Origin of the sequence: Lentzea sp. NPDC059081 (assembly GCF_042738015.1) — a bacterium.
Lineage (GTDB): Bacteria > Actinomycetota > Actinomycetes > Mycobacteriales > Pseudonocardiaceae > Lentzea.
Window position 1 is genome coordinate 16,280 of record NZ_JBHYGW010000042.1, and the last position, 20,714, is coordinate 36,993.

At 69.9% G+C, this 20,714-nt stretch carries 20 protein-coding genes; 14 read left to right on the plus strand and 6 right to left on the minus strand.

Going from position 1 to position 20,714, the window contains the following annotated elements:
* Position 1 precedes the first annotated feature (1 nt).
* Positions 2 to 1,165 carry a glutathionylspermidine synthase family protein gene (locus tag ACFWV3_RS42610; RefSeq protein WP_382419667.1) on the plus strand — a complete coding sequence of 388 codons (1,164 nt, stop codon included), beginning with the start codon at positions 2 to 4 and terminating at the stop codon, positions 1,163 to 1,165.
* Between the two features lie 21 nt (positions 1,166 to 1,186).
* Positions 1,187 to 1,639, plus strand: a complete 453-nt coding sequence (locus tag ACFWV3_RS42615) for a DUF350 domain-containing protein (protein ID WP_382419668.1) — start codon at positions 1,187 to 1,189, stop codon at positions 1,637 to 1,639.
* A 28-nt stretch (positions 1,640 to 1,667) separates the two neighbouring features.
* Here ACFWV3_RS42615 and ACFWV3_RS42620 read toward each other — a convergent pair whose 3' ends face one another.
* Complete coding sequence (locus ACFWV3_RS42620; protein ID WP_382419669.1) at positions 1,668 to 1,919, minus strand: AraC family transcriptional regulator; 252 nt, start codon at positions 1,917 to 1,919, stop codon at positions 1,668 to 1,670.
* 72 nt (positions 1,920 to 1,991) lie between these two features.
* Between ACFWV3_RS42620 and serS the strand changes: the two genes are divergently transcribed.
* Positions 1,992 to 3,242: a serine--tRNA ligase gene (serS, locus tag ACFWV3_RS42625; protein ID WP_382419670.1), complete on the plus strand. Its 1,251-nt coding sequence runs from the start codon at positions 1,992 to 1,994 to the stop codon at positions 3,240 to 3,242.
* Here the strand turns inward: serS and lhgO are convergent.
* Together lhgO and ACFWV3_RS42635 are read right to left on the minus strand one after the other, a co-directional pair.
* A complete protein-coding gene (gene lhgO, locus ACFWV3_RS42630; RefSeq protein ID WP_382419671.1) occupies positions 3,229 to 4,401 on the minus strand; it encodes an L-2-hydroxyglutarate oxidase in 1,173 nt (390 codons plus the stop codon). The genes serS and lhgO overlap by 14 nt on opposite strands.
* Before the next feature lie 32 nt (positions 4,402 to 4,433).
* Positions 4,434 to 5,315 carry an LLM class flavin-dependent oxidoreductase gene (locus ACFWV3_RS42635; RefSeq protein WP_382419672.1) on the minus strand — a complete coding sequence of 294 codons (882 nt, stop codon included), beginning with the start codon at positions 5,313 to 5,315 and terminating at the stop codon, positions 4,434 to 4,436.
* 71 nt (positions 5,316 to 5,386) lie between these two features.
* On the opposite strand from ACFWV3_RS42635, the gene ACFWV3_RS42640 reads away from it, so the two are divergent.
* A complete protein-coding gene (locus ACFWV3_RS42640; protein ID WP_382419673.1) occupies positions 5,387 to 6,190 on the plus strand; it encodes an HAD family hydrolase in 804 nt (267 codons plus the stop codon).
* Between the two features lie 53 nt (positions 6,191 to 6,243).
* On the plus strand, positions 6,244 to 7,179 hold the full coding sequence (locus tag ACFWV3_RS42645; protein ID WP_382419674.1) for an NAD-dependent epimerase/dehydratase family protein: 936 nt from the start codon (positions 6,244 to 6,246) through the stop codon (positions 7,177 to 7,179).
* Between the two features lie 54 nt (positions 7,180 to 7,233).
* On the opposite strand, the gene ACFWV3_RS42650 is transcribed toward ACFWV3_RS42645, so the two are convergent.
* Positions 7,234 to 8,145, minus strand: a complete 912-nt coding sequence (locus tag ACFWV3_RS42650) for a glycosyltransferase family 2 protein (RefSeq protein ID WP_382419675.1) — start codon at positions 8,143 to 8,145, stop codon at positions 7,234 to 7,236.
* A gap of 199 nt (positions 8,146 to 8,344) precedes the next feature.
* Between ACFWV3_RS42650 and ACFWV3_RS42655 the strand changes: the two genes are divergently transcribed.
* The 4 genes from ACFWV3_RS42655 (at position 8,345) to ACFWV3_RS42670 (ending at position 11,741) form a co-directional block, all read left to right on the plus strand.
* A complete protein-coding gene (locus ACFWV3_RS42655; RefSeq protein WP_382419676.1) occupies positions 8,345 to 9,697 on the plus strand; it encodes a hypothetical protein in 1,353 nt (450 codons plus the stop codon).
* Positions 9,694 to 10,575 (plus strand): glycosyltransferase, encoded by an 882-nt coding sequence (locus tag ACFWV3_RS42660; protein WP_382419677.1) that lies wholly within the window; start codon positions 9,694 to 9,696, stop codon positions 10,573 to 10,575. The genes ACFWV3_RS42655 and ACFWV3_RS42660 overlap by 4 nt, the downstream gene beginning before the upstream one ends.
* Before the next feature lie 106 nt (positions 10,576 to 10,681).
* Positions 10,682 to 11,374: a glycosyltransferase family 2 protein gene (locus ACFWV3_RS42665; protein ID WP_382419678.1), complete on the plus strand. Its 693-nt coding sequence runs from the start codon at positions 10,682 to 10,684 to the stop codon at positions 11,372 to 11,374.
* Position 11,375: 1 nt separating this feature from the next.
* Positions 11,376 to 11,741: a DUF2304 domain-containing protein gene (locus ACFWV3_RS42670; protein WP_382419679.1), complete on the plus strand. Its 366-nt coding sequence runs from the start codon at positions 11,376 to 11,378 to the stop codon at positions 11,739 to 11,741.
* 57 nt (positions 11,742 to 11,798) lie between these two features.
* On the opposite strand, the gene ACFWV3_RS42675 is transcribed toward ACFWV3_RS42670, so the two are convergent.
* Positions 11,799 to 12,689 (minus strand): glycosyltransferase family 2 protein, encoded by an 891-nt coding sequence (locus ACFWV3_RS42675; protein WP_382419680.1) that lies wholly within the window; start codon positions 12,687 to 12,689, stop codon positions 11,799 to 11,801.
* A 102-nt stretch (positions 12,690 to 12,791) separates the two neighbouring features.
* Between ACFWV3_RS42675 and ACFWV3_RS42680 the strand changes: the two genes are divergently transcribed.
* The 3 genes from ACFWV3_RS42680 (at position 12,792) to rfbB (ending at position 15,392) form a co-directional block, all read left to right on the plus strand.
* A complete protein-coding gene (locus ACFWV3_RS42680) occupies positions 12,792 to 13,400 on the plus strand; it encodes a dTDP-4-dehydrorhamnose 3,5-epimerase family protein (RefSeq protein ID WP_382419681.1) in 609 nt (202 codons plus the stop codon).
* 79 nt (positions 13,401 to 13,479) lie between these two features.
* Positions 13,480 to 14,361 (plus strand): glucose-1-phosphate thymidylyltransferase RfbA, encoded by an 882-nt coding sequence (rfbA, locus tag ACFWV3_RS42685; RefSeq protein ID WP_382419682.1) that lies wholly within the window; start codon positions 13,480 to 13,482, stop codon positions 14,359 to 14,361.
* A gap of 44 nt (positions 14,362 to 14,405) precedes the next feature.
* Complete coding sequence (gene rfbB, locus ACFWV3_RS42690) at positions 14,406 to 15,392, plus strand: dTDP-glucose 4,6-dehydratase (protein ID WP_382419683.1); 987 nt, start codon at positions 14,406 to 14,408, stop codon at positions 15,390 to 15,392.
* A gap of 64 nt (positions 15,393 to 15,456) precedes the next feature.
* Here the strand turns inward: rfbB and ACFWV3_RS42695 are convergent, their stop codons facing one another.
* Positions 15,457 to 17,436, minus strand: a complete 1,980-nt coding sequence (locus ACFWV3_RS42695) for a DUF6541 family protein (RefSeq protein ID WP_382419684.1) — start codon at positions 17,434 to 17,436, stop codon at positions 15,457 to 15,459.
* A gap of 207 nt (positions 17,437 to 17,643) precedes the next feature.
* Here ACFWV3_RS42695 and glf point away from each other — a divergent pair, with 207 nt between their 5' ends.
* On the plus strand, positions 17,644 to 18,831 hold the full coding sequence (gene glf, locus ACFWV3_RS42700) for a UDP-galactopyranose mutase (RefSeq protein ID WP_382419685.1): 1,188 nt from the start codon (positions 17,644 to 17,646) through the stop codon (positions 18,829 to 18,831).
* Between the two features lie 6 nt (positions 18,832 to 18,837).
* Positions 18,838 to 20,709 (plus strand): glycosyltransferase, encoded by a 1,872-nt coding sequence (locus ACFWV3_RS42705; protein ID WP_382419686.1) that lies wholly within the window; start codon positions 18,838 to 18,840, stop codon positions 20,707 to 20,709.
* Positions 20,710 to 20,714: the final 5 nt, after the last annotated feature.

Here is a 20,714-nt window from a genome sequence, read left to right on the forward strand (position 1 = left end):
GTTGCGTCGTGAAAGCTCACATCCGCGGCCGAACTGGCAGCGGACGGTCTCCGACCAGGGCCTGGTGTTCGGGCTGCCCGCGAAGTACGCGAACGGCGCCGACCGCCCCTACTGGGACGAGTCCGTGCACTACGTGTTCGAGATGAGCGAGATCCTCTCGCTCGAAGCCGACGTCGAGCTGCTCCACTCCATGTGCCTCGACGCGGTGGACAACGTCGTCCTGACCGAGCGCTACCGCGACTTCGGCATCCCCGAGTGGGTCTGGCCGCACATCGCCGAGTCGTGGCGGCGCCGCGACCCGCACGTGTACGGCCGCTTCGACCTGCGCTACGACGGGTCCGGTCCCGCGAAGCTGCTCGAGTACAACGCGGACACCCCCACGTCGCTGCTGGAGGCCGCGTACATCCAGTGGTACTGGAAGACCGAGGTCTTCCCGGACGACGACCAGTGGAACTCGCTGCACGAGCGCCTGGTCGAGCGCTGGACCGAGATCGGCGCCAAGCTGCCGTCCGGCGAGCTGCACTTCAGCTGGTCGAGCGCCGACCCGTCCGGCGAGGACCACCTCACCACCGCCTGCCTGCAGGAGACGGCCGCCGAGGCCGGGCTGAACACCGTGGGCATCGCGATGGAGGACATCGGCTGGGACACGCTGCTCAACCGGTTCGTCGACCTCGAAGAGGCGCCGATGGGCACGGTGTTCAAGCTCTACCCGTGGGAGTGGGTGGTCGAGGAGCAGTTCGGCCGCCACGCCGTCGAGTCGCTGCCCGGCACCCTGTGGCTCGAGCCGCTGTGGAAGATGCTGCTCTCCAACAAGGCGCTGCTCGCGGTCCTGTGGGAGATGCACCCCGGCCACCCCAACCTGCTCCCGGCCTACCTGAACGACCCCGGGATGCTCACCGAGTACGTGCGCAAGCCGCTGCTCGGCCGCGAGGGGTCGAACATCCAGATCGTCGCTCCCGGCTACGAGACGCAGACGGGTGGCGTGTACGGCAAGGAAGGTTTCGTTTACCAGCTGTTCGATCCGCTTCCGGACTTCGACGGCTACCGCCCCGCGTTGGGCGCCTGGGTCGTCGGCGACACGTCGGCAGGCCTCGGCATCCGGGAAACGGTCGGTCTCGTGACCGACGATGGCGCGGCGTTCGTGCCGCATCGAATTGTTGAGTAAGACTCCGAAAGGGAACAGCACATGACGTACGACCTCGCGTTGGACCCGGGCTTCGGTTCCGCCATCGGCCGGGGCATCGGCGCGATCGCGCTGTACGCCGTCGTCGGTCTCGTCCTCATGGTGTTCGGCTTCTACGCGATCGACTGGACGACGCCGGGCAAGCTGTCGATCCTGGTCCGCAACGGTGCGCCGAACGCCGTGATCGTGACGGCCTCCGGCCTGGTCTCGATGGCGTTCATCGTCGTCGTGGCGATCCTCAGCGCCGTCGGCAAGCTCGACGAGGGCCTGCTCACCTCGCTGATCTACGGCATCGTCGGCATCATCGTGCAGGTCGCGGCCGTGCGGTTGCTGGAGTGGGTGACCAGGCTGGACATCGGCTCGATCATCGAGTCGGACCGGTTCGCGCCCGCGTCGGTCGTCGTCGCCGCCGCGCACATGGCCCTCGGTCTCGTGGTCGCGTTCGCGATCTACTAGGCCTCGTTCCTCCAGAAGGACCCGGTGCTCAGGCGCCGGGTCCTTCTGCGTGACAGCGGGTCGCGGGCGGCAGCTCACCCCGGCGGAACGCCGCGGGCGAGACGCCCATCAGCCTGCGGAGCTCACCGGTCAGGTGCGCCTGGTCGTGGAAGCCGGCGTCGGCGGCGATCTCGGCCCACGGCCGGTCCTGGGCCGGCACCACGCGCAGGACCAGCGTGGTGGCGTGGTCCGCGCCATGTCCCGCCCTGCCACGACGTTCGCCACGTGGGTCCGCGACCACCAGGACGCTTTGAACAGCGTGAACGGGATATCCGCGTGAAGTGCGAAAGCGGCGGGGACTACCCTTCTCCAGGTGATTGACCTCAAGGTGTTGCGCGAGAACCCGGAGATCGTGCGCGCGTCGCAGCGTGCCCGTGGCGAGGACGAGGGCGTCGTCGACTCCCTGCTGTCCGCTGACGAGCGCAGGCGCAGTGCCATCTCCCGCGCGGACACCCTGCGCGCCGAGCAGAAGGCGTTCGGCAAGGAGGTCGGCAGGGCCAAGGGCGACGAGAAGGCCGCTCTGCTGGTCAAGGCGAAGGACCTGGCCGCCGAGGTCAAGGCCGCCGAGGCCGAGCAGAACGCCACCGCCGCCGAGGTCGACGAGCTGCTCACGAAGATCCCCAACCTGGTGCACCCGGACGCGCCGGTCGGCGGCGAGGACGACTTCCGGATCGTCAAGCACGTCGGGGAGCCGCGCGCGTTCGACTTCGAGCCGCTCGACCACCTCGACCTCGGTGCCAAGCTCGGCGCGATCGACATGGAGCGCGGGGCCAAGGTCGGCGGCAGCCGGTTCTACTTCCTCAAGGGCGTCGGCGCGCAGCTCGAGCTCGCGTTGCTCAACATGGCGGCGGCGCAGGCCACGGCCAACGGGTTCGAGCTCATGATCACGCCCACGCTGGTGCGGCCGGAGATCATGGCGGGCACCGGGTTCCTCGGCGCGCACTCGAGCGAGATCTACCACCTGCCCGCCGACGACCTGTACCTCGTCGGCACGTCGGAGGTGCCGCTCGCCGGATACCACGCGGACGAGATCCTCGACGGGGAGAAGCGGTACGCGGGCTGGTCGTCGTGCTACCGGCGCGAGGCCGGGTCGTACGGCAAGGACACCCGCGGCATCATCCGCGTGCACCAGTTCAACAAGGTCGAGATGTTCTGCTACGTCAAGCCGGAGGACGCCGAGGCGGAGCACGCGAAGCTGCTCGCCTGGGAAGAGGAGATGCTCGGCAAGATCGAGGTGCCCTACCGCGTCATCGACACGGCGACGGGCGACCTCGGCATGTCGGCCTACCGCAAGTTCGACTGCGAGGCGTGGGTGCCGTCGCAGCAGCGGTTCCTCGAGCTGACGTCCACGTCGAACTGCACCACGTTCCAGGCGCGCCGCCTCAACGTGCGCTACCGGGACGACAACGGCAAGACGCAGATCGCGGCCACGCTCAACGGCACCCTGGCCACGACCCGGTGGATCGTCTCGATCCTGGAGAACCACCAGAACGCCGACGGCTCGGTCACCGTCCCCGAGGCGCTGCGGCCGTTCCTCGGCCTGGACGTGCTCAAGCCGCGCTAGTCACTTCGGCGGCCACGTGCTTCGCTATCTCCAGCGAACCCGTGGCCGCCGGAGAAGGCGCGTTCAGCACGTGCACCTGGCGTGGCGCGGTCTGGATCAGGAAGTCGTCGACGAGCGACCCGTCCGGCCGCATCGCCTGCGCCCGCACGCCGCTCTCGGCGCGCACCAGGTCGTCCTCGCGCACGGCCGGCACGAGCCGGGCCAGTGAGGCGGCGAAGCGCTTGCGGGACAACGACCTCAGCACCTCGTCGACGCCGGTGCGGGCGTACTTGCGCGCGAGTCGCCAGGTGCCGGGGAACCGCGCCACGTCGGCGATGTCGGCCAGCGACACGTCACTCCACCGGTAGCCCTCGCGCCGCAACGCGAGCACCGCGTTCGGGCCGCAGTGCACCGAGCCGTCGAGCATGCGCGTGAGGTGCACGCCGAGGAACGGCAGCGTCGGGTCCGGCACCGGGTAGATCAGCCCGCGCACCAGCGATGTGCGCTTGAGCTCGTAGTACTCCCCGCGGAACGGCACGATCTTCGCGGCGGGGGAGAGTCCGGCGAGCCGCGCGATCCGGTCGCTCTGCAGGCCTGCGCAGTTCACCAGCGCGTCGGCGCGCACGACCCCCTGCGGCGTCGCCACCTCGACCTTCGCGCCGGCGGTCCTGATCGCGAGGGCCGGTGAGGACAACCGCAGGTCGTGGCCGTCGAGCGACCGCACGAGGGCGGCGCAGACGGCCGGGTAGTCGATGATCCCGGTGCTCTCGACGCGCAACGCGGCCACGCAGGCCACCTCGGGCTCGTAGGCGCGCGCCTCCGCGGCGGAGACGAGCTTGGCGGGCACGCCGTTGGCCTCGGCGCGCGCGGCCAGGTCGTGCAGGCGTGGCAGCTCCTCGTCCGACGTCGCCACGACGAGCTTCCCGCACACCTCGACCGGCACGTCGTGCTCACGGGCGAAGGCGATCATCGACGCGTTACCGGCCACGGACATCCGCGCCTTGAGCGACCCCGGCTTGTAGTACAGGCCCGCGTGCACGACGTTCGAGTTGTGGCCGGTCTGGTGGGCGCCCCAGCGCGCCTCCTTCTCCAGCACCGTCACGCGGTCGCCGCGCGCGGCCAGCTCGGCGGCCACCGCCAGGCCGACGATTCCGCCACCGATCACCACAACAGAGCGCACGATGACGGAATCTAGAACAGGGGCCCCAGCCGTTACAGGTGCCGGTCCAGCGTCGGCAGAACGTCCGCCGCGACGTTCTCCACGACCTGCTCGCTGCCCGCGTAGACGCCGTCGTGCCGCGGCCAGTGCGCCACCACGTCCGTGAAGCCCAGCTCAGCGGCCCTGCCGACGGCGTCGACGAAGCACTCGACGCTCGACAGCGAGTACACCGGCGCCGAGTCGAGGTTGAGGTAGCGGTTCACCCGCGACGTGCGGCCCTGCGTGGCCAACGTCTCAGTGAAGCGCTCGGCCATCTCCGCGACGCCGCGCCACCACGTCTCGTGGTCCTCGGTCTCCGGACCGGTCGTGACCCAGCCCTGGCCGTACCTCGCCGCGATGGTCATCGCCTTCGGGCCGTTCGCCGCGACCACGAACGGCAGCCGCGGCCGTTGCACGCAACCGGGCGCGCTGCGGGCCTCCTCCGCCGAGTAGAACCGGCCCTGCCACGTCGTGCGCTCCTGGTACAGCAGCTGGTCGAGCAGCTCGACGAACTCGCCGAACCGGGCCGTCCGGTCGCCCGGCAGCAACGGCTTCGCGCCGGTCACCGTCGTGTCGTACCCGGCCCCACCAGCGCCGACGCCGAGCGTGAACCGGCCGTCGGAGACGTCGTCGATCGCCATCAGCTCCCGCGCGAACGGCACGGGGTGGCGGAAGTTCGGGCTCGCGACGAACGTGCCGAGCCTGATGCGCGAGGTGACCATCGCCGCGGCTGTCAGGGTCGGGACAGCGCCGAACCACGGGCCGTCCACCAGCGTGCGCCAGCCGAGGTGGTCGTAGGTCCACGCGTGGTGGAACCCGTACTCCTCCGCTGCGCGCCACTTGGCTTCGGCGATCCACCATCGGTGTTCCGGGAGAATCACGATTCCAGCGCGCACGGACGTACGGTAACCAGCTGTTCAGCGTCCAACGAACTTGGCTCGGGTAATTGACAAGGCAAGATGTCGGTGTGGAACAGCCGCGCCTGGTCGCCTCCGACGTCGATGGAACCCTGCTCAGCACCTTGGAGTCCGTGAGCCGGCGCACGGCGGCGGTCGTCGCGCGCGTGCTCGCGGCAGGCGTGCCGTTCGTCCTGGCCACCGGCCGGCCGCCGCGCTGGGTCCCGCGCATCGCCGGCGAGGCGGGGCTCGACGGGTTCGCCGTGTGCGCGAACGGCGCGGTGCTCTACGACATCGGCCGCGACGAGATCGTCTGGGCGCGCACGCTCAGCCCGGTGCAGCTGCACGACGTCGTGGCCGCGGTCGACAGCGTGATCGACGACTGCACGTACGCGGTCGAGCTGGTCGGCAGGCCCGAGGACGAGCTGACGTTCGTCGCCGAGCTCAGCTACACCCACCCGTGGCCGGAGGGGCCGCACAGCGGGCTGAGCCGCGCGGAGACGCTCGGCCGTCCCGCGGTGAAGCTGCTGGCCCGCAACAGCGCCATGACCAGCGATGAGATGGCGCGGGCGATCAACGAGGTGCTGCACGGCGAGGTCGACCTCACCTACTCCACGGACCACGGCCTGGTCGAGATCGCGGTGCACGGCGTCACGAAGGCCTCCGGGCTGGCCGACGTGGCGGAGCGGTTCGGCGTCGAACCCGAGCACGTCATCGCGTTCGGGGACATGCCGAACGACGTGGAGATGCTCCGGTGGGCGGGACACGGCGTGGCGATGGCCAACGGTCACGAGGCCGCGAAGGCCGCGGCGGACGAGGTCACCGGCCCGAACTCCGAGGACGGCGTCGCCATGGTGCTGGAACGGTGGTTCTGAACCGTGGCTACCCTGGGCGCGAACCGGCACATCCCGACTCGAAGAGGTTCTCCGTGCGTGCTCTCGTGACCGGCGGCGCCGGTTTCATCGGCTCCACCCTGGTCGACCGCCTGCTGCGCGACGGGCACGAGGTCCACGTCGTCGACGACCTGCGCCGCGGCACCCGCACCGCTCCCGCCGACCCCGCGCACGCCGACCGGTACTCCTTCACCCGGCTCGACATCGGCGACCCCGGGCTCGCCGACGTCGTCGCCGGGTTCGGTCCCGAGGTGGTCCACCACCTGGCCGCGCAGATCGACGTCCGCGTCAGCGTCGCCGACCCGATCCTCGACGCGCAGCAGAACGTCATCGGGACGATCAACGTCGCGGAGGCCGCCCGCAAGGCCGGCGTGCGCAAGATCTGCTTCGCGTCGTCCGGCGGCTCGATCTACGGCACCCCGGACGAGCTGCCGGTCTCCGAGGCCGTGCCGATCAACCCGAAGTCGCCGTACGCGGCGAGCAAGGTCTCCGGCGAGGTGTACCTGAACACCTACCGCCAGCTCTACGGCCTGGAGTGCACGCACCTCGCCCTGGCGAACGTGTACGGCCCGCGGCAGGACCCGCACGGCGAGGCCGGCGTGGTGGCGATCTTCGCGAACGCCCTGCTGGCCGGGAAGCCGACGAAGCTCTTCGGCGACGGCGGCAACACGCGCGACTACGTCTTCGTCGAGGACGTGGTCGCGGCCTTCGTGGCGGCGTCCGGTGAGAACGGTGGCGGCCGGCGCTACAACATCGGCACCGGTCAGCAGGTGTCGGACAAGGACCTGCACAGCCTCGTCGCCGCGGCGGCAGGCGCTCCCGACACCCCGGAGTACGCCCCCGCGCGACTCGGTGACCTGCGGGCGTCGGCGCTCGACGCGTCGAAGGCGGCGCGCGACCTCGGGTGGGTGCCCGAGGTCGACGTCAAGACCGGCGCCGAGCGGACCGTGGAGTACTTCCGCACCGCCTGACGGGCGTGCCGGCCCGGCCGCCGGGGGTGGCGAGCCGTCACCGGAGCGGTGACCTCACCGTCCGACCTCCGTGTGGTCGGCACCGGCGCGGTAGGAGGTTCCCGCGGGCAGGTACCTGGCGGTCGTCCGGTTCAGCACGGCGTCGCGGACACCGCCGGCGATCGCCTTGACGTTGGCGCCGCGCGACGGCTCGAACACGGCGGTGGTCAGGGCCTGCCGCCCGATGTAGAGCAGCGCCATCAGCGACCAGCGCGGGTTGCTCCTGACGTTCTCGCGGATCATCACGAGGCCGTTGCGGGTGATCCAGTAGTGCCGCCACGCCGAGTAGCGCAGCACCTTGACCGTGCGGCCCAGGAACCGGTGCTCGCGCCGGTCGCCGATCGAGTGCGGCAGCCGGGTCGCCATGTCCTGCACGATCCGCACGCCGTTGCGGCGCAGCCGGAGGCAGAAGTCGTTGTCGACCCAGTCGACGAAGAACTCGTCGCGGAACGGGCCGGCCGCGTCGAGGACCGAGCGCCGCACGACCATGCCGGACGTGATGACGGAGTCCTGGTCCACCAGCCCGTCGCCGGTGGGGGAGAAGCGCTCGTAGGTAGTGCCGTCCGCCGCGTCGACCGGAGTGGGTGCGATGACGCCGATGGACGGGTCGGCGAGGTGGGCGGCGAGCGTCGCCACCAGCCCGTCGGGCAGGACCGAGTCCTGGTCGAGCACGAGGACCGCCTCGGTCTTCTCCGGCAGCGCGCGGACCGCGTCGTTCAGCGCTCCCGCGAGACCACCGTTGCGACCGGACCGGAGCACCTCGACCCGCGGACCGGCCAGCCCTTCCGCCGGCGAGGCCACCCCGGTCGGCGTGTTGTCGACGACGATGACGTCGGCGCAGGTCACCAGAGCCGCCTCCACCACTGCTGTGAGCCGGTCGTCCGGGTGGTAGGCGGTGACGACAGCGGTGATGACGAGATCGGTCATCGGTAACGGGCTCCTCGGGAGTCGGCGGCACGGTGCCTGCGAGGCGGTGGCGGGGTCGCCGCACGTGCGCGGCCGATGCTACAGAGGCACGCCGGGGGCTTTCCGGGCGTCCGTTAGGCTGGTCCGGTCGGGCCTGGGGCGGTCGTCCCGCGCGGAACGCGCGATCCGGGCCGTGACCACCTTGACCGACAGGCTGGGCATGAGACTCCTCCGTTTGCTGCGCGGGCCGATGCCGTTGATGGGCATCGGGCTCGCGCTGGTCGTCCTCTCCGGCGCCGCGTTCCTCGCCGTGATCAGCCGCTCCGGGATCGACCGGCAGGGTGTCGCGGCGCTCGCGAGCCTCTACTTCCTGGTCAACACGATCGCGCTCGGCGTGTTCAGCGGCGTCGAGCAGGAGATGTCGCGCGCGGTGAGCAGGCAGCGCGCGCTCGGCGGGCCGGTCGCGCCCGTGGCCCGCTTCGTGGCCCTGCAGGGCGCCAGGCTGCTGGTACCCGCCACCGCCGTCCTGCTGGTGCTGTCGCCCGTGCTGGTCGGCGGGTCGTTGCAGGGGCACTGGGAGCTCGTGGGCCTGCTCTTCGTGAGCCTGGTCTCCGCGTGGGCCGCCTCCTCCGTCCGCGGTGCCCTCGCGGGCAGCCAGCGCTTCGGCTCCTACTCGGCGACCCTCGCCGCCGAGGGCCTGTCCCGGTTGGTGCCCTGCGTCGTGCTGTGGCTGGCCGGCGCCGACTCCGCGTGGCCGTTCGGCCTGGTCTTCGTGCTCGGCCAGCTCTTCGCGGCGCTGCTCGGCGTGGCGCTGCTGTGGATCGGTGGCCACCGCGACTGGCGCGCCTCGTCGGCGGTCGCCCCTCCGGAGGTCGAGGGGGCCGGCAAGATCCGGTTCGGCGTCTCGACGGCCCTGGTGCTGGTGGTCGTGGCCAACCTGACCAACCAGGCCATCGTCAACCTGCCACCGGTGATGATCGCGTCGCTGCCGGCGGTGGACTTCGCGCTGGCCACGGCGATTGCCGGCGCGGTCACCCTCACCCGGCTGCCGATGTTCGCCTTCGTCCCGCTCCAGACGATGCTCCTGCCGCGGCTGGCCACCTCGGTGGCCAGCGGCGACCTCCCCGGGTTGCGCAGGCAGACCTTCCGGACGGCCGCCGCGTGCGTCGTGCTCGGAGTGGTCGCCATCGTCCTGCTGGGCACCGCCGGCCCGTGGTTGCTCGGCCTCTACCTCGGTCAGCCCGCGCAGCTGCCGGCCGTGGCCATGGCCGGTCTCGGCATCGGCACCCTGTTCCTGATGACCTCGAACGTCACGCAGCCCGCGCTGCTGGCGCTGGGCAAGCACCGGATGGTGCTCGTGTCCTACCTGATCGGCGCGGCCGCCATGGTGCTGGCGTTCGCGCTGCCCGCGGATCCGATCACCTCCGCCGTGCTGACGACCTCGGCCGGACCCGTCGCCCTCGTCTCGGCCATGGCGGTCGTCCTCGTGCGGGAGACCGGACGTGCCCGGCCACCCGCGGCCGACGCGCCGGTGCCGGCCCTCGCCGAACCCAGGGAGCGAACCACCCGATGACCGACAAGATCACGGCGATCGCGACGGCCTACCACCCCGACCAGCGGCTGCTGGCCGTCGTCGAGGCCGCGAAGGCGTCCTGCGTCGAGGTGCTGGTGGTGGACAACACCCCCGGCGGCGCGGAGCTGCTGCGCGGTGAGCTGCCGGAAGGGGTGCGCGTGCTGCGCCCGGAAGGCAACCTCGGGCTCGCGGGCGCGCTCAACCTGGGCGTGCGGGAGATGGCGCCCGGCTCCGAGGCCGTGCTGCTGCTCGACCAGGACTCGGTGCTCTCCGGTGAGCTGGTCGGCCTGCTGGCCGCCCACCTGGCCGACCCCACCGTCGGCGCCGCCGCCCCCGCTCCCTGGGACGCCGCGCGCCAGTCGTACATCGATCCGCGCACGGCGTTGCGGCCGCAGGTCGCCGACCGCGACGCCGTGATCACCTCCGGCATGGTGGTGCGGCGCTCGCTGCTCGAGGAGCTGGGCGGGTTCCGCGAGGACTTCTTCGTGGACTGCGTCGACCAGGACTTCTGCCTGCGGCTGCGGCGGACGGGGATGCGGATCGTGCAGGACAAGCGGGTCAAGCTCCCGCACTCGCTCGGCGAGGTCCGCGAGCACCGGTTCCTCGTCGGGCACGTCCGGGTCACCCACCACCCGAAATGGAGGCTCTACTGGGTGATCCGCAACGGCGTGCTGCTGGTGAAGGAGAACCTGCGCCGGTCGCCGGTGTGGTGCCTGACCTCGATCCTGATCATGGTCCGCTGGGCGCTGCTGACGGCGTTGTACGAGAAGCCCCGCGGCGCCCGGCTGCGCGCGATGGGGCAGGGCCTGCTGGACGGGCTGAGGGGCAGGACCAGCGCCGAGCACCTTCCCGCCGGCAGCGCGCTCGCCGGGTCCTGAGCGGCCGCGGTACCAGACACGAATGGACGAAGCGCTGCACTACACTGGCAGCGCTTTCCACAGATTTCGGTAGTGCACAAGACATATGGAGTCCTGGAGGACCCCGGTGGCTGAATGGTCCGACGTCTGGCTGGTCGTTCCCGTGTACAACGAGGCCCAGGTCATCGGGGACGTCGTGCGCAACGCCAGGCAGACGTTCCCGAACATCGTCTGCGTGGACGACGGCAGCGCCGACGCCTCCGCCGAGCAGATCCAGCTGGCGGGCGCCCACCTGGTGCGCCACCCGGTGAACCTCGGCCAGGGCGCCGCGCTGCAGACCGGCGTCAGCTATGCGAAGGCCCAGCCGGGGGCGAAGTACTTCGTCACCTTCGACGCCGACGGTCAGCACCAGGTCGACGACGTGGTGCGGATGCTCAAGCGACTGCAGAGCGAGGACCTCGACATCGTCGTCGGCACCCGGTTCCTCGCCGGCGCCGACACGAGCCACATCCCCTGGATCAAGCGGTTCGTGCTCAAGACCGTGGTGCTGCTCAGCCCGCGCACCCGCCGGCTGGGCCTGACCGACGCGCACAACGGGCTGCGGGTGTTCAACCGCACGGTCGCGAACAAGCTGAACATCACCAGCAACGGCATGGGCCACGCCTCGGAGATCGTCGAACTGGTCGACCACCACAAGTGGAGGGTCGCCGAGGAGCACGTGACGATCCTCTACACCGAGTACTCGATGGCCAAGGGGCAGTCGCTCATCAACGGCGTGAACATCGTCTTCGACGGTGTCATGAGGGGTTCGAGGCACTGACATGTTGATCCAGATCCTGCTCATCGTCTCCGTCGTGGTGCTGCTGTTCCTCTTCCTGCGCCACCACGGCAAGAGCAAGACCGCGGCCGGAGTCAAGATCGGCTTCTCGGTGTTCATGCTGTTCGGCGTCCTCGCCGTGCTGCTGCCGGGCGAGGTCAGTGCGATCGCCAACTTCCTCGGCGTCGGCCGTGGCACCGACCTGCTGCTCTACGGCCTGGTCGTCGCGTTCGGGTTCGCCACGATCAACACGTTCCTGCGCTTCAAGGAACTGGAGCTGCGCTACGCCAAGCTGGTGCGCGCGATGGCCATCCAGAACGCCAAGGCCCCCGAGGACGAGCTCAAGCCCACCGACACGTCGGTCGTCTGAGCCGAACGACGACAAAGCGCCCCCGGTCCGCTGACCGGGGGCGCTTTTCGCGTTCTCTCAGCTGTTGCCGAAGGCGTGCTTGGTGAGCGAACGGACGACGTCGCGCTGGCCGCTGCGCACGGCCGTCGGCAGCAGCGTGAGCGCGTGCAGCCGGGACGAGGAGTGGTTGCGCGCGGCCCGTTCGGCACGGCGCCAGCCCCTCGCCCTCATCCGCTCGGCCGTCGCGAGGAACAGTCCGCGCTCCTCGGTGAAGCGGTCGCCGTCGAGCGCCATCTTCGACGAGACGCTCTCGAGGTGGCGGCGGTACCGGAAGCAGACCGTGCTGTCGACGAGCATCTTCTCGCCGCGCTCGATCAGCTCCAGCTCCAGCGCGAGGTCCTGAGTGGTGCGCAGGTCGGGGTTGAAGCCGACCGACTTGATCGCGTCGGTGCGCCAGGCGATCGACGGGAAGTAGAGCCAGTTGCCGCGCAGCAGGCTCGTCGCGAGCTCCTCGTCGCCCATCAGCAGCCGGTCGGTCACCTTCGGCGCGTACAGCCGCCGCTTGACCTCGTCCGCGAGCGCCTTGACCGGCCGGCCGTCCTGGTCGATGACCTCGACGCCCGGCTGGATCATGCCCACGCCGGGGTGCTCCCGGTAGGCGGCGAGGACGGTGCCGACGTAGTTGGGCAGCAGCAGGTCGTCCGCGCCCAGCATCGACATGAGCTGGTGCTCGGCCAGGTCGAGGCAGCGGGTGAAGTTGCCGGTGATGCCGAGGTTCCGCTCGTTGCGGAAGTACCGGATCCGCTCGTCCCCGAGCGACTCGAACCAGCCGGGCACGGTGGGTTCGGAGGTGTCGTCTACGACCGTCAGCCGCCAGCCGTCGTCGGTCTGCGCCCGCACGCTCTCCACGGCGGCCTGCATGAGCGCGACGTCGCCGTAGTACGGCAGCATGATGTCGATCATCGTCATGGTGACTGGGTCTCCTGGTCGGCTAGGCGGCCATGATGCCCTACCCGGGTGAACCCGGTCCGTGAGGATGGGCGCCCCGCCACGCCGTTATCCTCTGCGATCGTGCAGATCCGTGAGCTGACCATTGCCGGGGCGTACGAGTTCGTGCCGCGGACCTTCGGTGACAACAGGGGCATGTTCGCGAGCCCCTACCAGGAGCAGGCGCTGATCGAGGCGACCGGCCGGTCGATGCGCGTCGCCCAGAGCAACCACTCGGTCTCGAGCAAGGGCACCATCCGCGGCGTCCACTTCGCCGACGTGCCCCCCAGCCAGGCGAAGTACATCTACTGCCCGCGTGGCGCGCTGCTCGACGTCGTGGTCGACATCCGGGTGGGCTCGCCCACCTACGGGCAGTGGGACGCCGTGCGGCTGGACTCGCGCGAGTACCGCGCCCTGTTCGTCTCCGAGGGGCTCGGGCACTCGTTCGTCGCCCTCGAGGACGACACCGTCATGAGCTACCTGTGCGGTGAGGCCTACAACCCGAGCGCGGAACACGGCGTCAACCCGCTCGACGAGGCGCTCGGCCTGCCCTGGCCCGCTGATCTTGAGCAGGTGCTTTCCGACAAGGACCTCGCCGCCCCGACCCTGGCGGAGGCCGAGGCGGCCGGTATCCTTCCCCGGTACGAGGACTGCCTCGCCTACTACGAGAAGCTCCGCGCCAACACCGCGTGACGTCGCGTCGCCGGACCGCTTGCGCGCATGCGCCCGGCGAGTGCGCTGATCTCCAACCAAGATGGGAAGACGCTCGACGATGAGAGGGATCGTTCTCGCCGGCGGCAGCGGTACCAGGCTGCACCCGATCACGCAGGCCGTGTCCAAGCAGCTGCTGCCGGTCTACGACAAGCCGATGGTGTACTACCCGCTGTCGGTCCTGATGCTCGCCGGCATCAGGGAAATCTTGATCATCTCGACGCCCGCCGACCTGCCGAACTTCCAGCGCCTGTTCGGTGACGGTGCGCAGTTCGGCATCCGGCTGGAGTACGCGGAGCAGGCCGAGCCCAACGGCCTGGCGGAGGCCTTCGTCATCGGTGCCGACTTCATCGGCGACCAGGACGTCGCGCTCGTGCTCGGCGACAACATCTTCCACGGCCAGGGCTTCGCCAAGGTGCTCCAGCAGCACGCGGCCTCGCTCGACGGCTGCGTGCTGTTCGGGTACCCGGTCAAGGACCCCGAGCGCTACGGCGTCGGCGAGGTGGACGCGCAGGGCAACCTGATCTCCATCGAGGAGAAGCCGGCCCTGCCGAAGTCCAACAAGGCCATCACCGGTCTCTACTTCTACGACAACCAGGTCGTGGAGATCGCCCGCGGGCTCGAGCCCTCCGCCCGCGGCGAGCTGGAGATCACCGATGTGAACATGGTCTACCTCAAGCAGGGCAACGCGAAGCTGGTCGACCTGGGCCGCGGGTTCGCCTGGCTCGACACCGGCACGCACGACTCGATGCTCGAGGCGGGCCAGTACGTCCAGGTGCTGGAGCACCGGCAGGGCATCCGGATCGCCTGTCTCGAGGAGATCGCCCTGCGGATGGGCTTCATCGACGCGGACGCGTGCCACGCCCTCGGCGAGAAGCTGGCCAAGTCCGGCTACGGCCAGTACGTGATGGAGGTCGCCCGCTCGTCGGGCGCCACCGCGTGAACGAGATGACGAACGCCCGACCGACAGGTGCGACGAGGAGCACGATGCGGGTTCTGGTAACTGGTGGCGCGGGATTCATCGGATCCCACTACGTGCGGCAGCTCGTCGGAGGCGCCTACCCGGCGTTCGCCGACGCCGAGGTCGTCGTGCTGGACAAGCTGACCTACGCGGGCAACGAGGCCAACCTCGCACCGGTGGCGGACAGCCCCCGGCTGAAGTTCGTCCGCGGCGACATCTGCGACGCCGACCTGGTCGGCGAGCTGATGCCCGGCACCGACGTGGTGGTGCACTTCGCCGCCGAGTCGCACGTGGACCGGTCGATCTCCGGTGCCGCCGAGTTCGTCGTGACCAACGTCCTCGGCACCCAGACCCTGCTGCAGGGCGCGTTGGAGGCGAACGTCGGCAAGTTCGTCCACATCTCCACGGACGAGGTGTACGGCTCGATCGAGACCGGCTCCTGGACCGAGGAGCAGCCGCTGGAGCCGAACTCGCCGTACTCGTCGGCCAAGGCCAGCTCGGACCTGATCGCCCGGTCCTACCACCGCACGTACGGCATGCCGGTGTGCATCACGCGCTGCTCGAACAACTACGGCGAGTACCAGTTCCCCGAGAAGGTCATCCCGCTGTTCGTGTCGAACCTGATGGACGGCAAGAAGGTGCCGCTCTACGGCGACGGCCTGAACATCCGGGACTGGCTGCACGTCGACGACCACTGCCGGGGCATCCAGCTCGTCGTCGAGGGCGGCCGCGCCGGTGAGGTCTACAACATCGGTGGCGGCACCGAGCTGACCAACCACGAGCTGACCGAGCGGCTGCTGGCCGCGATGGGTGCCGACTGGTCGTCCGTGGAGCGGGTCGCCGACCGCAAGGGCCACGACCGCCGCTACTCGGTCGACATCACCAAGATCTCCACCGAGCTGGGCTACGCCCCGCAGGTGCCGTTCGAGGAGGGCCTCGCCCGCACCGTCGCCTGGTACCGGGACAACCGGAGCTGGTGGGAGCCGCTCAAGGCGCGCGCCGCGCTGGCCTGACCGACCACGCGAAAAGCCCGGTCCCGCGAACGCGGGACCGGGCTTTCGTCGTCCGAGGGGCCTGCTACCGGCTCGGCGAGGTCGCCGAGCCGCACCTGTCGAGCTTGTAGAGCTTCACCGAGCCGCGGGACGCGACGAGCTCGAAGGCTCCCGGCTTGGTGGGCTCCTCGACGCCGGGGTAGTTCAGCCTGCGCCTGTCCCACTCCCAGAACGTCTTGTTGGCGATCAGCAGGTAGTGCGCGCCGAGCCGGTCGGCCGCGGCGCAGACCTTCGGGTCGTCCGCGGCGTCGGCGACGTGCCTCGCGAGGTAGGCCTGGTCGTCGCTCCACGGGAGGTCGGCGTGCGGGAACAGCGCCTTGCGGCGGATGTCGGCGAGCATGACCGCCGAGCCGTCCCACGGGTTGTTGACCACGACGGCGTCCTCGGGCAGCGCCTTGCGGAGGTCGTCGAGGAACGCGAGCTCGGTCTGGTCGACCAGCACTCCGTTGGTCGGGTCGGCCCCCGTGTAACTGCCGCGGACCGTGGCGATGTTCGCGCTCGCGTAGTACCCGCGGCTCAACGGCAGCAGCGCCAGCACCACGACGATCGCAAGCGCGGTCGGTGTGCGCAGCAGCGCGGGAATCCTGGCTGCCGGAACGCGTTCGGCGATCTTCCCGGCGATGAACAACACGCCGATCACCGCGAGCGGCACGGCCACGATCGGCGCCATGGCCGCGAGCCGGAACGAGTCGTTGTACCAGAGGCCGGTGAACTTCCTGGTGTCCGGCCGGTTGATCGCCGCGGAGACCGTGTACAGGAAGGACACGGTGGCGAACGCCGCGATCAGCCAGCGGTGCTCCCTCCACCGCCACGCGGTCGCCAGTCCGACGATGGCGAGGATCGACAGCGCCCACAGGGCGGGCTTGCCGTTGGGCGAGTTCAGCAGCGCCTCGCCGACGGCCCTGGCCGGGGTCTCGAAGGGCGGCCAGAACATCTCCCGCACGGGCTTGAACGCGGCGAGGCGGGACACGAAGACCCAGATGGCGAGCAGCACGGCGAGCGTCCCGGCGACGACGGCGACGCCCTGCCACGTCCTGCCGCCGCGGTGGAGCTCTCGGCCCCAGCGGAACACCGCGACCAGGAACGGGAAGACCGCGAGCACCGCGAGGCTGAACATCGCGTTCGGGTGGGCGAAGGCGGTGCCGACGAGCACCAGCACGGCCATCGACAGCGACCGGCGGCGGCCGAGGACGTCCTCCTTGGCCAGCGAGGTCGCGGCCAGCACGGCGGCGAGACCGGCGGGGACCAGTGCGAGACCGAGCAGGTTCGGCCACAGCACGCCGAAGCCGAGCAGGCCCCACGGGAACGCGGTGAACGCGACGGCCAGCACCGGCGTGACGGCGACGGCCGCCGTGTTCCTGCCCACGAGCTGGCGGACCAGCAGCAGCATGCTCAGCGGCCAGACCAGCGAGGCGATCGCCCAGGCCATCACGTTCGCGGCCACCGCGATGTTCGAGCCGGTGCTCAGCACGACCAGCGAGGTCACGCCGTGCCAGCCGGCGGGATAGAAACCGGGGGGGATCAGCGGGTTGCCGAGCGAGGCCATCGTGAGGGACGAGGCGGAGCCGGACTCGAGGACGTAGTTGAGCGCGCTGTAGTGGTAGATCGCGTCGAAGGTCTGGTTGAGCTGGTCGGGCGTCCCCATGCCGCGGACGACCACGTACCCGCCGACCAGTGCGGCGGGGACCAGGCCGGCGGCGGCGACCCACTGGGTGCGCACCGGGTCGTTGCGGCGGGCGGGCGCGATCCGGCGGAACAGCAGCGACAGCACGACCGCGATCAGGCACGCGGCCACCGAGACGCCGAGGACCAGGGGCACGGACCACCTGATGCCCACCTTCTGGGCGACGGCGGCCGTGACGGAGATCAGCGAGACGCTGAGCGTGGGCGCCATGCCCCAGGCGCCGAGTCCGCGCAGGCCGAGCGCGTACGCCAGTGCGACGCCGGGGCCGATCAACCAGCCCGCTGCGACGAGCGCGACCGGCAGTGCCTCGAACCAACTCATCGTCCTGCAACCTCACAGTGAAGGTGAATCGTCTACGTGAACCGGTGCGCCGGGTTCCGGCTGGACGCACAGCCGCACTGCCCGAGCGAAGACGCGGAGCCGGTCGGAGTCTACGGTCAGCCGATCGCGGGCCTGCGTTTCACCCGAGTGCCGCCGACCCTGGGGGGGCTCACAGCACAGGTACCCGGCGGCGTTACCCTCGTTGGCGTGAGCTTCGCAGGTTATGACCTGATTGTCGTCGGATCCGGATTCTTCGGTCTCACGGTCGCCGAGCGCGCCGCGTCCCAGCTGAACAAGCGGGTGCTGGTGCTCGAGAGGCGTGACCACATCGGAGGCAACGCCTACTCGGAGGCCGAGCCCGAGACAGGGATCGAGGTGCACCGCTACGGTGCGCACCTGTTCCACACGTCGAACAAGCGCGTGTGGGAGTACGTGAACCAGTTCACGGAGTTCACGGGGTACCAGCACCGCGTCTTCGCCATGTACGACGGCCAGGCGTACCAGTTCCCGATGGGCCTCGGCCTCATCTCGCAGTTCGTCGGCCGCTACATGTCGCCGGAGGACGCCAAGGCGTGGGTCGCGGAGCAGGCCTCCGAGATCGACACCAAGGACGCGAAGAACCTCGAGGAGAAGGCGATCTCGCTGGTCGGCCGTCCCCTCTACGAGGCGTTCATCAAGGCCTACACCGCGAAGCAGTGGCAGACCGACCCGAAGGAGCTGCCCGCGGCGGTCATCACCCGCCTGCCGGTGCGCTACAACTTCGACAACCGCTACTTCAACGACACCTACGAGGGCCTGCCGGTCGACGGCTACACCGCGTGGCTCGAGAAGATGGCGGACCACGAGAACATCGACGTCAAGCTGTCGACGGACTACTTCGACGTGCGCGACGAGATCCCGGCGGGCGTCCCGGTCGTCTACACCGGTCCGCTGGACCGCTACTTCGACTACTCCGAGGGCTGGCTGGGCTGGCGGACGCTCGACTTCGAGCAGGAAGTGCTGCCGATCGGCGACTTCCAGGGCACGCCGGTCATGAACTACAACGATGCGGAAGTTCCGTACACGCGCATCCACGAGTTCCGCCACTTCCACCCGGAGCGCGAGTACCCGTCGGACAAGACCGTCATCGTCCGCGAGTTCTCCCGTGCCGCGGAGAAGGACGACGAGCCGTACTACCCGATCAACACCGCGGAGGACCGCGCGAAGCTGGAGCGTTACCGCGAACTGGCCCGCAAGGAAGCGGCCGAGCGGAACGTCGTCTTCGGTGGTCGCCTCGGCACCTACAAGTACCTGGACATGCACATGGCCATCGGTTCGGCGCTGAGCGTGTTCGACAACAAGATCGCTCCGCACCTGTCCTCTGGCCAGGTGCTGGACGGGTCGCTGGAGGACTGAGAAGCGATGCCGGGGAAGTCCAACCTCGTCGAGCACGAGGCGCCGGAGAAACTGCTGACACAGCGCGGCCTGTTCGCAGGTCCGTCGCCGATCGTCTCTGAAGATCTGTACGCCGAGGTGAAGCGCGGTATCGCCGACCGGGAGCGCCACCGCATGGTGGTGCACCCGAACGCGACCGTCTCGATGAACACCTACTTCGGTCGCTTCCCCGCTTCGTACTGGCAGCGGTGGTGCGTGAGCCCCGAGGTGGAGCTCGAGCTCGAGGTCACCGGCTCCGGCCAGGTGTCGCTCGTCGCCTCGGACTCCGAGGGCGAGACGCGCACGGTTGCCGCGGAGAAGGTCTCGGGTGCGAAGGCGCAGAAGGTGCGCCTCACGACCAAGATCGACAAGTTCACGGACGGCGGCGGCCTCTGGTTCGACGTCCTCACGGGCGAGGACTCCCTCTCCGTGGAGAAGGTCCGCTGGACGGTCGCGCCGCCGAAGACGGTGCGCCCGACCGCCGTCGTCATCTGCACGTTCAACCGCGTGGACGACTGCCTCAACACCATGGAGGCGCTCGCCTCCGACCCACAGCCGCTCGAGCTCGTCGACACGATCTACGTCGTCGACCAGGGCACGGACGCCGTCGAGTCGCGGCCCCGGTTCGCCGAGGTCTCGGCCGCGCTCGGGGCCAAGCTGCGCTACATCCGCCAGCCGAACCTCGGTGGTGCCGGCGGCTTCACGCGCGGCCTCTACGAGGTCACCGAGATCGACCACGCGGAGCACGCGAACGTCCTGTTCATGGACGACGACGTGCTGTGCGAGCCCGAGATCGTCATCAGGCTCACCGCGTTCGCGAACCGCACGACGCAGCCGACCATCGTCGGTGGTCAGATGCTCTACCTGCTGCACCCGAACTTCCTGCACGTCGGTGCCGAGTACGCGAACCTCGACACCCTCGCGCCGGGCCAGGTCGTGGACGGCGCGCTGTTCAACGCCGACCTCACCGGCTACGACGAGGAAACCGGCAAGCGCAACGTCCAGGACAAGCGCGTCGACGCCGGCTACAACGGCTGGTGGTCGTGCCTGATCCCGTCGGAGATCGTGAAGGCGGTCGGCTACCCGCTGCCGCTGTTCTTCCAGTGGGACGACATCGAGTACGGCTACCGCGCCCGTGCGCACGGCTTCGCCACCGTGTCGCTGCCCGGCGCCGGTGTGTGGCACGCGGACTTCCACTGGAAGGACTGGGACGACTGGCACAGGTACTTCAACCTGCGCAACGCCCTGATCACCTCCGCGCTGCACAGCCGCTTCGACCCGAAGATGATCGTGCGCGGCATGGCCAAGCAGTTCGCCACGTACATCCTGGGCATGCAGTACGGCCTCGCCGCCACGCAGCTCAAGGCGATCGAGGACTTCCTCGAGGGCCCCGGCTTCCTGCGGGACGGCGGTGTGCAGGCGGCGGCGGACATCCGCAAGCTGCGCGCCGAGTTCCCGGAGACCGTGCGGCACCCGGCGTCGGAGATCCCGGGCTTCAAGCCCGGCAGCCTCCCGATGATCGGTGCCGCGCCGACGCCGAAGCTGATCGCGCCGGTGTTCGCCAAGCGCCTCGTCAACCAGCTGCTCGGCAAGTCCGTGCACCACGCGGGCACCGTTCCCGCGGGTGACGCCACCTGGTGGCACGTGTCGCTGTTCAACACGGCGGTCGTGACCGACGCGTCGCAGGAGGGCGTGCGGGTCCGCAAGCGCGACAAGGAGCTCGCGGTCCGCCTGTCCAAGCAGGGTGCGAAGGTCTTCCGGGAGCTGTACCGCAGGGCCCCCGAGGTCCAGCGCGCCTACAAGGACGCGATGGGGCAGCTCACCAGCCGCGAGACCTGGTCGCGGTTGTACGACCTCTGAGTTCG